The sequence below is a fragment of the uncultured Deefgea sp. genome, from assembly GCF_947072475.1.
Taxonomy (GTDB): Bacteria; Pseudomonadota; Gammaproteobacteria; order Burkholderiales; family Chitinibacteraceae; genus Deefgea.
Map to the genome: position 1 here is coordinate 49,310 of NZ_CAMTIA010000013.1, position 10,846 is coordinate 60,155.

Genomic DNA, 10,846 nt, shown 5'->3' on the forward strand with positions numbered 1-10,846 from the left:
AAGGTAGAATATGCCTTGCTTCTTACTTCGGTGCCCGCATGTCCAGCCGCCTGCATATCTACCAGTCCAATCGCCTAGAAAATCTGTTCGAATTATTACAAGCGCTGTATGGCGTTGCCTTGAGTGATCCGTTTGCCAGCGAAAAAATCATTGTCTCCAGTAAAGGCATGGAGCGCTGGCTGCGGTTTAAATTGGCCGATCGCGTTGGGATTTGCGCGGGGATCGACTTTCAACTGCCCGCCAGCTTTGTCTGGTCTTTGCTCAAAGACGCATTGCCGCATTTGCAGGCCGATTCGCCGTACAGTTCTAGCCCGTTGGCTTGGCGCTTATTTGGCGTATTACCCACATCGGGCGCACGCGCCGCTAGCCCGATTGTGGCGGCGTATTTGGATGAAGGCGATGCGCGGCGGCAAATGGCCTTGGCGGGTAAATTGGCCGATGTGTTCGATCAGTATTTGGTGTTTCGCAGCCATTGGATTGCAGCGTGGGAAGCGGGTCAGTTGGTGGGCTTGGGCCCCGATGAAGCGTGGCAAGCCACTTTGTGGCGTGAAGTCAAAGCCAGTATCGACGCCGATTTTGGCGCAATGCCGCATCGTGCCGATATGTTTGTGCAGCTGTTTAATGCGTGGCAAAACGACGGCCCGAGCCGTCTGCCCGAGCGCATTACCGTGTTTGGCGTTGCGGGCATGCCGCCGGCGTATATCGATGTGCTGGGCGCTTTGGCCGAACACATCGACGTAAATCTATTTTTACTCAATCCCTGCCGCGAAGAATGGGGGGCGATTGTCAGCGCCCAAGTGATTGCGCGCCGCCAATTAGAACGCGATCAAGAAGACTTGTATCTCGATCTTGGTCATCCGCTGTTGGCGTCTATGGGCAAAGCCGGGCGTGATTTTTATCGTGCGGTGACTGAGGCTTTCCCGTGGAGTGGTGGCGGTGAGCAGTGGTTGTTTTACGACCCGCTCGAGCACATTGCCACCCCCAGCTTATTGCAAACGCTGCAATCGGACGTGCTCAATTTACTCAATCGCGACACGCATAACGCCCAAGTGGTTGCAAAGAACGATCGTTCACTGGCGTTCCATAACGCACATAGCGCGATGCGTGAGGTGGAAATCTTGCACGATGAAATCGCCGCCATGCTGGTCAATGACGACAGTTTATTGGCCTCCGAAATCGCCGTGTTACTGCCTGATATGGGGCCGTATGCCCCGCTGATTGAGGCGGTGTTTGGCGGTGCCAAAGCCTCTGGCGCACCCAATATTCCTTTTAATATCGCCGACTTAACCACGCAGCAAGAATGCCCAGCGGTTGATGTGTTAATGCAGCTATTGCAATTGCCAGAAAGCCGCTGCAAAGCCGATGAAATGTATGGCTTACTCGAAACGCCACAAGTGGCTGCGCGTTTTGACATCAGTAGCGATCAATTGCTAACGATTCGGCATTGGATTGCGGCCGTCGGCATCCGCTGGGGCTTAGATGCGGCGCATCGCGCTGAGTTTGATTTGTTTGATATGGGCGCAGCCAATACTTGGCAACTGGGTTTGGATCGATTGCTATTGGGGCTGACTTTACCCAATGCTTTGGCTGGCGACGCGGTGCCGCTATGGGGCGAGGCTTCGTTTGCTGAGGTCTCTTCTGGAGAAGGATCTGGAGAGGGATCTGGAGAGGGATTGCCTGAGGAGGGGTTGTCTGAATGGTCGGCGCTGGCGCCATGGGATGATTTAGAAGGCTCGCAAGCGAGCTTATTGGCTAAATTAACGCGTTTTGTCGCCGCCATCGCCCAATGGCGCAGCGCACTGGCCGCGCCGCGCACGCTGCTGGAATGGCGCGATGGTATTTTATTACTGCTTGAGGAATTTATTGTATTTGACGAGCACGACGAAGCCGAGCTCAAGCTGGCCGATGCGATTCGTTCGACCTTGGCCGATTTGGCGCAAGAATCGCAATTGGCCGGTTTGGTCGATGCTGTGCCGCGCGAGGTGGTTGCCGATTGGCTGCAACATCGGTTTGAAAACAGCAGCCGAGGCTCAGGCTTTATGTCGCGTGGGGTGACGTTTTGTACCATGGTGCCGATGCGCGGTTTGCCGTTTCGCGTGGTGGCCGTCTTGGGTTTGAATGAAAATGATTTTCCGCGTAATCCACCCACGGCGGGCTTTGATTTAATTGCCCAGCATCCGCGTTTAGGCGATCGCTCGCGCCGACTGGATGACCGATATTTGTTTTTAGATTTGATATTGGCGGCACGAGAAAAACTTTATTTGTCGTGGGTTGGGCGCAGCTTAAAAGACGACGCGCATTTTCCGCCTTCGGTCTTAGTGAGCGATGTGCTCGATTGTGTGGCGCAGGGGTTTTTTCTGGAAGGCGATGTCGACGCCAGTATTGAAGATCGCCGCGCGCAGTTATTACGGCATTTAACCCGTGAGTATCCGCTGCAACCCTTTAGTCTGCAAAACTTTGCTGGCCATACCCCTGATCAAGCCGCGAGCAGTATTGCGTCATTTAATCCGCTGTGGCGCAGTGCCGCCGAGCAAATTGCCCGAACGGCGCGCCACTCTGCAGGGCTGGCGGGCGGTGATTCTGGTGTGAACGAGACCGCAGCGAGTGAATTTATCGCCAACGACGGGATGTTGCGCGACGCTGCCGCTCTGGATAGCGCCGTGGTCGATTCATACCCGCCCTTTGAGATGCCCAGCAGTTTACGTTGGGATGAATTGGCGCAATGCTTGGCCAAACCAGCGGCGTATTTTTTGCGGCACCGCGCGCATTTGTTTTTTCAAAATGACGTCAATGACGGCCACCTTGAAGACGACGAAGCGTTTGACTTAAAAGATTTTCGTGATTACGCCGTGCGCGAATTGGGCTTGAGGTATGGGCTTGAAGCGCATGATTTAGTTTTTGCTCGGGGCAATACCCCGTTGGGTGCGCCGGGCAATCTCTTGGTTGACGAGCAGTTGTATGCCGCTTGCGCGCTGCTCGAAGCCTTGCCACGTTATCAAAGTAGCCCGGTATTGCCGCCGCAAATGGTGCAGCTCAATATTCCATTCAGTGCGGGTCCGGCGGTGCAAATTACCGGCTGGTTGGATGCGTGTTATGCCGAGGGGCGGATCGTTTTAAAAAGCCAAATTTATCCGCGCGATGTGTTTCGCGCTTGGGTGGAGCATTTGGCACTGTGTGCCATGCAGCCCAGTGGCATGCAAACGGTGACGCGGTGGTTGTCACCGGAGCGGGTGTTGTACTTCGCGCCGATTGCGCCCGCGCAAGCGATGGCGCATTTGAGCGAGGTACTGGCTTTGTATCAAGCGGCAATGCATGCGCCCTTGGCGTTTTTCCCGCATAGCGCCTTGGCTTGGGGCAAGGCGGCGGACAGTGATGCGGCGGACGATGACGCCACGCAGGCTATACGTTGGGCGGCGCTGATTAAACGCTGGTTACCGAGTTTTAATACCGATGGTGAGTGGCAAGAAGTGCAAAATCAATTGCTTTGGCCGCAAGATCCTTTGCAAATGTCGAGCGCCACAGCCGCGCAGTGCCGCCATTGGGCTGAGCGCATTGTTTTGCCGATGTTGGCGGTGGTGAAAGATCGCAGCTTGCACCTCGATTTTGCCAGTTTGCTCACAGGAGACCCAGCATGATGCCCGCGAGTAATGACGACCTTGTGTTACCGCCCAATATCCCAGCCAGCGCAGCGAGTGTGCCGCCGGTTTTTTCGCCCTTAATGGTGCACGATGTGCCACTCGGAGGCCGAGTGCTGATTGAAGCATCGGCCGGTACCGGAAAAACTTTTAATATCACTGGCCTGTATGCGCGCTTGATTTTAGGGGCGGGTATATCACCAGACGAACCAGCGTATAACGCAGCCAATGGATTACTCCCCGAGCGTATCTTGGTGGTGACGTTTACCAAGGCGGCAACGGCCGAGCTGAAAGATCGGATTCGTTTGCGTTTGGCGCAATTAACGCAAACCTTTGTTGAGCAAACGCCAGTGATGGTGGGCGGCGCGCCGGAGCCATTTTGTGCTGAGGTGTGGGCACGGGTGATGGCCGAAGGCTTAGACCCCGATCCTTTATTGCGGCAACTGCGCTTGGCGCTGGCGACGCTCGATTGCGCAGCGATTTCGACGATTCATAGTTTTTGCCAACGCTTATTGACCGAACAAGCGTTTGAGGCGGGCTTTGATTTTGATCGGCAATTGCTTGAGGACGAAAGCGAATTACTCGCCGAAATTGCCCATGATTTTTGGCGCAGTCAGGTGTATGCCGCCGATATGGCGTGGGTGGCGTATTTGCGCGAGCAAAAAATCGACGTGCCGTATTTAGAGCAATTGGCAGGCCAAGTCAAAAGCCTGGATCCGGCGTATTTCTTGCCTTTGCCTGATTTGCCATCGGCCACGTATCGGGACGAGCGCGCCGCGCAATACGCCGAGCAATGGCAGCAATGCCAGCATTGGTGGGATCAAGGCGAAATTGCCGCATTGCTACTTAACGCGCAAGCGGGTGGGGTTTTTTCTGGTACGTATAAGCTCAGTGATGAAAAGTGGCAAGGCTGGCTGGCGGCCACGCATCGATTGCTGCAAAGCGCCACGCCGAGCGTGGCGTTATTTAAAGATTGGGAAAAATTTAGCCAAAGTCATTTACTAAAAATGACCAAAAAAGAATTTAAAGCAGTGGCGCCGCAGCATGAGTTTTTTTCCGCCGCCGAGGCTTTACTGGCCAATGCCGACAGTATGGCGGCCGATTTGGCCTTGCAACTCAAATACTGGCGCTTGGATTTTGCGCGCTATGTGCGCGAACAATTGGCGTTACGCAAAGCGCACAGCGGCAAAATGTCGTTTGACGACAGCATTACTTGCTTGGCTGGCGCGCTCGATGATCCGATTCGGGCCCAAAACTTGGTCGAAAAAGTCAGCCAAAAATACCGTGCAGCTTTGGTTGATGAGTTTCAAGATACCGATCCTTTGCAATTTAAAATTATTGATCGCTTGTTTGGCCAAGCGTTAAGCGACGGCAGTACGCCGCCGTTTTTTATGGTGGGCGATCCGAAGCAAGCGATTTACGCCTTTCGCGGCGCCGACGTGTACGCCTATTTGGGCGCGCGTGGGCAGGCTAAAGCGTGTTATTCGATTGAGACTAATTTTCGCTCTGACGCGCCGATTGTGGCTTTTGTGAATGCGTTATTTGCGCCCAAAGATGCTTTTGTTGAGCAACAAATTAGCCATCCGACCATTGCCGCTAAACAAAGTGGCGATTCCAAATGGCAATGCGCTGATGATCGCGGCGCAGTGCACGCTTTTGTATTTGATGGTTTTAATCCCGATAGCGCCGAAAAAATGCTGTTGGCGGCCACCGCCGATGAAATCGCTGGCTTACTCAATGCCGCTAGCCAAGGCCAGGCCAGTCTGGACGGAAACGCTTTAAGTCCAAAAGATATCGCGGTATTGGTGCCAAGTCATCGGCAAGCGCATGCCATGCGCCATGCTTTGGCTGCGCGCGGCGTGGCGTCGGTGATGCAAACCCGAGAAAGCGTGTTTGCTTCGAGTGAGGCGCAAGGCTTGTGCGCGATGCTGGCGGCGATTGAAGCGCCAGCGCAGACCAGCTTGCTACGCCATGCTTTGGTCAGCTCGGTGATGGGTTTGAGTGTGGCGCAATTAATGGCGCTGCAATTGGATGACGCTGCTTGGCAGGCCGAGGTGGAAAACCTACAAAGCTGGCGCGATGAATGGCGCAAATTTGGCTTTATGCCGATGTTTCGGCGCTGGTTGGTCGAGGCCGATATTACCAGCCGTGTCTTAAAGCAAGATGGTGGCGAGCGGCGTTTGACCAATTTATTGCACGTGGCGGAGTTGGTGCAGCATGAATCCAGATCCCGCCCCAATCCGGCTTTATTGCTGGCGTGGCTCGAGCGACAAATTGCTGAGCCCAATCAAGGCGCAGAAAGCCAGCAAATGCGCTTAGAAAGCGACGCCGACCGCGTGCGTTTGGTGACGATCCATGCGTCCAAAGGCTTGGAATATCCGATTGTGTTTTGCCCGTTTGCATGGAAAGGCAAGGGGCAATTGGTGCGTAATCCACAGTGGGTGTCGTTCCACCAGCCCAGTGCCGGGCATGCGCTGCAAATTGACGTCGGCACCGATCAGCTGGATGTGCATCTTGAGCAAGCCGAGCATGAGGCGTATGCCGAGCAAATTCGTCTGTTGTATGTGGCCGTCACCCGCGCCAAACATCGCTTGTATTTGGCGTATCCGGCGTTTGAAAAACTGGCTTGGCAGTCGCTGGCGGGGCTGAAAAACGCACCGCTGACGCATTTATTGCGCACTGAAACGGGCGAGCCGATCGGTCAACACCTGAAATCGCTCACGCCATCGCTGCTGAGTAGCGCCTTTGCTCGTTTGGGGGCGGTGACGGTGAGTGATTTGCCTGAGCCGACGCGCTACACCGGTGTGGATCATGCCTTACCTGATTTGCAGCTGACGCCGCGCTCCAAACGATTTGATTTTGCGCCGTGGAGTTTGGCCGCGCCGTGGCGCTTGGCGAGCTTTACTTCGCTCACGCGTAGCCACGCGAGCGATGCGCTGGCCGAAATCGGCACGGATTACGACGCCGATGGCGTGCAGGTGCAGCGCTTTGAAAGTGAAGCGTTGACGACGCAAATACGCTTTTGTTTTGCGCGCGGTAGCCGCGCGGGGACCACGCTGCATGCGGTGTTGGAACATACCGATTTTAGCCGCGTCAATGCCGCTGAGTTGGCGCAAACCGTGACGCAAGCAATGCAAAAGTCCGGCTTGCCGATCAACGATGCTGCGCCGCAAGTGGCGACTTGGTTATTGGAGGTATTGGCCGCGCCCATCGCGCTTGGGACGAAAGAAAATGGCGAGCAAGGTGAGAAGGGCGTGCTGCGCTTAAATCAATTGGCCCAGCGCCAGCGTTTAAATGAATGGTCTTTTTTATTGGGATGTAAATCAGTCGATATTGCGGCTTTTTGCCGCGTATTGGCGCAGCCCGAATTTGGCGTTGAACCGCGCTTTATTGCTGCCGCGCAGCGCTTAAAGCCCGAGAAATTTGTTGGTTATTTAAATGGTTTTGTTGATTTGATTTTCTTCTGGCAAGGACAGTATTTTATTGCCGATTATAAATCCAACTTTTTAGGTGACCGCTTGAGCGATTACGATCAAGGCGCTTTGCGCGAGGTGATGAGCGACTCGCATTATTACTTGCAGTATTTGCTGTATAGCTGCGCTTGGCACCGGCATATGTTGGCGCGCTTGGGGGATGGCTATGATTATGAACGTGATTTTGGCGGGGTGTTGTATTTGTTTATTCGAGGTATGTCGATGGAGGCGAATGATTGCGGAGTCTGGCAGGATAAACCCCCTTTAAGACTCATTGAGGCACTCAATCGCGCTTTGGGTGAAGGAGTGGCGCAATGATCAATACCACCGAGACGACACTGCTGCCAACCGCCAACGAGATCAATGCCGGTGAAAAAATCGACGTTGAAAAAATCGATTTTTCTAGCGCACTGCTGGATTTACTTCGCCGCAAGAATCCAGCCGCCCCTGCCGATCTAATGGGACTCGTCGCGCAACTGGCTAAAGCCAGCGAGCGCGGTGATGTCTGCGTTGATATTCCGCCGCAAACCGATTTGGCCGCATGGCTAGCGAGTGGTTTGGTGGGCGAAGCGGGTGATTTTATGCCCTTGATTGCCTCGCATCAGCGACTGTATTTAGCGCGTTATCATGCGTATGAATCACGCTTGGCGCTGCAATTGCGTGCCATGGCGCTGGATGCGCCGCCCGCTCCCGATGAAGCGGCATTGGCGGCGCATGTGCAAACTTTTTTTGCCGACAGCCATGAAAACCCCGATTGGCAAAAAATCGCCGTCACCGCCGCACTGCATCAGCGTTTAAGTATTGTTAGCGGCGGACCGGGTACGGGCAAAACCACCACCTTGATTAAATTATTGACCTTGCTGCAAATCAGTAGCGATCGCGTGCTCAATATTGCGCTGGCCGCGCCAACCGGTAAGGCGGCGATGCGCATGCAAGCGGCGATTAGTCAGGGTAAGCAAGATTTAGCCAAAAAAGGCTTGTTAAGTGCGGCGTTGGCGGCGCAAATCCCCGATCAAGCCACGACTTTGCATCGCTTGCTGGGTAGTCAATTTAATTCTGTGCAGTTTCGCCATCATGCTGCGCGCCCCTTGGTGCTCGATGTGCTGGTGCTGGACGAAGCGTCGATGATTGATTTGGCCTTGATGAGTAAATTGGTCGACGCTTTGCCGCCACAAGCTCGCTTGATTTTATTGGGTGATAAAGATCAACTCGCTTCGGTTGAAGCGGGTGCGGTGATGGGGGATTTATGTGCCGAAAGTGGGTTTTCACCGGACTTTGCCGCTAAATTGTCGCGCTTAACTGGGCAGGTGCTTGAGCCGGGATTTTCGGCGTCGGCCATTGGCGAACATATTCTGACTTTGCATAAAAGCTATCGTTTTTCTGGTGTGATTGGCGAATTGGCGCGGGCGATCAATACCGGAGATTTACGCAAAATCAGCGCGCTGTTGTTGCCTGCAACCCGTCAGCCGGCGCTGCCCGCAGGGGATGATGCCTTGATTTGGTATCCGAGTAATCCAGCGGCGAGTGGCCAAGACTTATCCGCGCCATTGCTGGCGGGCTATGCGCCATTTTTTGCTGCGGTAGCCGCCAAGGCGTCACCAAGCGATGTGTTTGCTGCGTTTGATGCGTTTCGGGTACTAAGCCCGGTGCGCCAAGGTGCGGCCAGCGTGGCGCGGGTGAATCATTTAATTGAGACGCAGTTGGTCAAACAAGGTTTAAGAATGAATGACCAAGTGTGGTATGCCGGTCGGCCGGTGCTGGTGCCGCAAAATTTATACGATTTAGCGCTGTATAACGGCGATATTGGCCTGACTTTGATGGATGACACCGGCAAGCTCTGGGTGCATTTCCCCGCGAGTGATGGCGGCACGCGCAAAGTCGCCCCTGCGCGCTTACCTGCAGTGGAAACCGCGTTTGCGATGACGGTGCATAAATCGCAAGGCTCGGAGTTTGCGCATGTGTTATTGCTGCTGCCCAGCCCGAATGATGGCAGTGCCAGTGTCTTAAGTCGTGAGCTGGTTTACACCGCCATTACGCGTGCGCGCCAGCAAGTGAGTTTGTGGGGCGAGGAAAGTATCATTACGAGCGCCAGCCGCAAAGGCATTACGCGGCAATCGGGTTTAGCGCAGCGCTTACTGGTTTAATTCACCTGACTGAATGGCGCAGTGCTGACCGACTTGATCGACTTAATTGACCCGACTGAATTGACCATGCTGCGTTGGACGCGAATCATCAAATTACCAATTAAACAATCAAACAATCAAACAAAAATTTGCCGATGTGATGTGGTGCTCGCTTGCGGTGTTTGGTAGTCGATTTGATTCGCGTCTAAAGCGGCTAAGCAGCCTAGCTCTTGAATCACCCAACTCATCTCGGCGGCGACCGGCGCAGTAATGCGCAGGGTTTCGCCACTTAGCGGGTGTTTAAACTGCATTTGAGTGCATGCCAACAGTAGGCGATTTACCCCAAAGGCCTGGGCAAAGGCGCGATTGTGCCGTCCTTTGCCATAAGTGGTGTCGCCAATAATCGGGTGACTCAGGTGTTTGAGGTGGCGGCGAATCTGATGGCGGCGGCCGGTAATTGGATCGAGCGTGACGACGGCATAACGGCTACTGGGGTATTTATCTACGGTCCACGGTAGCTCGACACTGGCAATGCGCCGATAGTGGGTTTGGCTGGCTTGGGCGGCTTTTTCAACAATCCCACCAAACACTTCAGCGTCGTCCTTGCGGATTTCCAGTGGATGATCGATTTCACCTTGCTCATCTGGCCAGCCGCGCACCACGGCCAGATAATTTTTGGACACTTGCCGTTCGGCAAATTGCATCGAGAGTGCGCGGGCGCTGTCTGAGTTGAGCCCAAACAATAAAACCCCCGAGGTGGCTTTATCCAAGCGATGCGCCGGAAAAACATGCTGGCCGATTTGATCACGCAAAAGTTGCACCGCAAAGCGCGTTTCGTACGCGTCTAAGCTGCTGCGATGAACCAATAAATCACTCGGTTTGTGAATGGCAACGAGCTGTTCGTCTTGATACAAAATGGGGAGCATGGCGTTGCTTTGTAACGAGGGGTGGGTAAAGAGCTGACATTTATGACGAATGGAGTCAGTATATGCTAATGTAATGAATGTCTGTTTGTGGTTTAGGTTCGTTTATGTCGCTGGTTCAGTCATTGCCGCATTATATTTGTGGCCACCATCATCCGCTTGAGGCGTATCAGCAAGCCGATGATCATTCGCAAACTTTGTGTTGGTCGGCAATGAGCCTGCCGTGCCCGCGCTGTTGTGCGCAAAGTGTACAAACCTTAGATTTGAACCCGCAAGTTTACGTTAATCTTCAGCAATTATCACCCAGTTTGACCGCTTTTGTGATTGAGGTGAGCGAGGTCAGTCAGCCTTTGGATGGTGTTTTATCCCTCACCGGTTATGTGCAGCGCGCTGCGTCGATGGATGAGTTGCACCCTGGCGGCGATATTTTTGACGTGCCAAATGCCGTGTGGCGCAAAGAATATTGGTTTGATAATGACACTGAGCCGATGCACGTAGTGGCTTTACTCCGGCATTTAAAGCAAGAAATGCGCTGGCTAGAAACTTACTTGCCGCAAGGCGTGAGCGCGATTCATTTTGCTGACTTTGTCGGTACGGCTTAATCTCTACTCGTTACCTGATCGTTATTAGCGTAATAAACATAAAGCCCCAAACTGTGTTGGGGCTTTATTGTTTTTAGCCGGCTTTTTGGT

At 53.8% G+C, this 10,846-nt stretch carries 5 protein-coding genes; 4 read left to right on the forward strand and 1 reads right to left on the reverse strand.

Going from position 1 to position 10,846, the window contains the following annotated elements; all coding sequences use genetic code 11:
• Positions 1–38 precede the first annotated feature (38 nt).
• From Q0V82_RS06630 to recD, 3 genes are read left to right on the forward strand one after another with little or no spacing between them, the layout of a single operon-like run.
• A complete protein-coding gene (locus Q0V82_RS06630) occupies positions 39–3,635 on the forward strand; it encodes an exodeoxyribonuclease V subunit gamma (protein WP_297573882.1) in 3,597 nt (1,198 codons plus the stop codon).
• Positions 3,632–7,426 (forward strand): exodeoxyribonuclease V subunit beta, encoded by a 3,795-nt coding sequence (gene recB, locus Q0V82_RS06635; RefSeq protein WP_297573884.1) that lies wholly within the window; start codon positions 3,632–3,634, stop codon positions 7,424–7,426. Before Q0V82_RS06630 ends, recB begins: the two co-directional genes overlap by 4 nt.
• Positions 7,423–9,252, forward strand: a complete 1,830-nt coding sequence (gene recD, locus Q0V82_RS06640) for an exodeoxyribonuclease V subunit alpha (protein ID WP_297573886.1) — start codon at positions 7,423–7,425, stop codon at positions 9,250–9,252. Before recB ends, recD begins: the two co-directional genes overlap by 4 nt.
• 116 nt (positions 9,253–9,368) lie before the next feature.
• Here recD and Q0V82_RS06645 read toward each other — a convergent pair whose 3' ends face one another.
• Complete coding sequence (locus Q0V82_RS06645; protein ID WP_297573888.1) at positions 9,369–10,157, reverse strand: pseudouridine synthase; 789 nt, start codon at positions 10,155–10,157, stop codon at positions 9,369–9,371.
• Between the two features lie 104 nt (positions 10,158–10,261).
• Between Q0V82_RS06645 and Q0V82_RS06650 the strand changes: the two genes are divergently transcribed.
• Positions 10,262–10,756: a hypothetical protein gene (locus Q0V82_RS06650; protein WP_297573890.1), complete on the forward strand. Its 495-nt coding sequence runs from the start codon at positions 10,262–10,264 to the stop codon at positions 10,754–10,756.
• The last annotated feature ends 90 nt before the right edge of the window (positions 10,757–10,846 follow it).

Excerpts from the sequence above, each read along its gene's own strand:
- recB (WP_297573884.1), top strand. The coding sequence starts at position 3,632 with ATGATGCCCGCGAGTAATGACGACCTTGTGTTACCGCCCAATATCCCA.
- Q0V82_RS06630 (WP_297573882.1), top strand. The coding sequence starts at position 39 with ATGTCCAGCCGCCTGCATATCTACCAGTCCAATCGCCTAGAAAATCTG.
- recD (WP_297573886.1), top strand. The coding sequence starts at position 7,423 with ATGATCAATACCACCGAGACGACACTGCTGCCAACCGCCAACGAGATC.
- Q0V82_RS06645 (WP_297573888.1), bottom strand. The coding sequence starts at position 10,157 with ATGCTCCCCATTTTGTATCAAGACGAACAGCTCGTTGCCATTCACAAA.
- Q0V82_RS06650 (WP_297573890.1), top strand. The coding sequence starts at position 10,262 with ATGTCGCTGGTTCAGTCATTGCCGCATTATATTTGTGGCCACCATCAT.